Raw genomic sequence first — 1,687 nt, forward strand, 5'->3', positions numbered from 1 at the left:
GTTCTAGGTTCATCCCCTAACTCAGCAACACCTCATTGGATATAGCGGTTATTAATTCAATTGAGATAGCAAACCCCAGCGTCCCGGCGACTTTAGGCGCGGCTATCCTGACCAAACCCGCCTACGCAGGTTCAAGATACCCCAATCTCTAGGTGTCCTAGGTCATTTGACTCAAGCTATATCTAAAAGGTAAGAGCAACGACGTGCTGCGGATGCTATGGATTACAGTAGGGGCAGTAGCTAGGGTCTGCAACGAGCGGTGAATTGGGACAGGGGATATCTTGCTGGTGCTGGCATTTCTGGCACTGGTAGCGAATGGAAAGGGTCATGAGCGTAGGGGTACCGCATAGGCTACAGGGTAGTCCAGGCCACCGCTTAGTCTCGGCGAAGCCAGGACTGCCACAGGTAGGACAGGATTGAGAGATGATCTGTAACAGATGGTCTGTTGCTTGGGCTATAACTGCCATACGGGTAGGATTGTAGAGGGCGCGCATATCGGTTTCAAGGCGCGCTAGGCGGCGATCGGATCGCCCAAGGGCTACTTCAGCTGCTGCCAATAGCTCGTCGGGGGCAGTGATGCCTTTGGCAACAATGGTCTGGGTCTCCTCGACCTTGACGACTAGACCATGGTCAGGAAAACCTACGGATTGGGCAAATGTTAGGGCAGCATCTGGGCTATGGACAGTGTCTTGGCGATAGTTGGTGTTGGTGGAGAGGCACTCGCCGACCAGTTTGAGTTGATGGTCTCTATCAAGCAACACCACCATTTCGCGATCGCAGGCCACTAAGGGAATCTGTGGATGGGGCCCAAAGCTACCTTCACTAGCGATCGCCAAGGTTTCTCCTGTTTGCTGGAGGGCCGCAGCAGCTTTAAGCTGAGCCGTGGTGAGTTGATTTGCTGGTCGTTGAATATCGCCCGTAAAGGTGCCAAAGCTATCGGTGTCAAAGTTAGGGGGCACCACTACAGTCACCCCCAGACCGGATTCGAGAAGGGGGGCGATCGCCTGTTCTTTGTGGTGCATGGTAGCCAGCACGGCTACCCGTCCAGCAAACCAGTCACGCGAGTCAGCCATCCTAATCTCCTTCATGGTGGTCAAAGCGGTTATAAAGAAAGTCTAGGGCATAGTTGCGTGGTTGGTAGTAGCAGCTTCCATAATCTGGTCGCGATCCCTGGGATGAATGAAGAGACTATCCATGATTTGGCGTTACTGAATAGTGGTAGGACTCCGCAACAGGTTGCATGGCATTGCAGATCCTGTCACGAGAGGTTCATCTCTTAATTTAGCAACGCCGACCTTTATGGGGAACAGTAGAGACCCTTGCGTGACAGAAACTAAAAAAAGCGGGAACTACGGTTCCCGCCTAGGTTATCTGAGTGAGGGTTAAGTACGTTGGTCTGAGTATTGCACCTAATCTTCGTAGATGCGGCACTCGGGAGCGTGGGGATTGGCAGCACAGTACAAACTAAAGGCGGTCGGCCGATTGTCTGTCTGCCGATAGTGGGCCGTCGTTAGTTCTTCGACGGTTTCCCAGGCGATCGCTACATCCTTGTGGCTACTGCCGTACATATCGGTCAGGCGACGGGCATGTTCTAAGGCAGCCTGCAACTGTCTAGCTAGCGTTGAGTGAGTGGCAGAGGTAGGGGTAGTCAGAGTGGCTGTGTAAACCATGGCGGACTTTCTCCAGT

The 1,687-nt window shown here is 53.1% G+C and carries 2 protein-coding genes; both read right to left on the bottom strand.

What is annotated here, in order from left to right:
* Positions 1-215 precede the first annotated feature (215 nt).
* Positions 216-1,073 (bottom strand): DUF6671 family protein, encoded by an 858-nt coding sequence (locus tag V6D20_08730; GenBank protein HEY9815865.1) that lies wholly within the window; start codon positions 1,071-1,073, stop codon positions 216-218.
* A 336-nt stretch (positions 1,074-1,409) separates the two neighbouring features.
* On the bottom strand, positions 1,410-1,687 hold a 278-nt coding region (locus V6D20_08735), incomplete at its 5' end, for a Calvin cycle protein CP12 (GenBank protein HEY9815866.1).

Source organism: Candidatus Obscuribacterales bacterium (assembly GCA_036703605.1).
In the GTDB taxonomy this organism is placed as follows: domain Bacteria; phylum Cyanobacteriota; class Cyanobacteriia; order RECH01; family RECH01; genus RECH01.

Bases quoted from the DNA above. Each gene is read 5' to 3' on its own strand.
- V6D20_08730 (HEY9815865.1), bottom strand. From the start codon at position 1,073: ATGGCTGACTCGCGTGACTGGTTTGCTGGACGGGTAGCCGTGCTGGCT.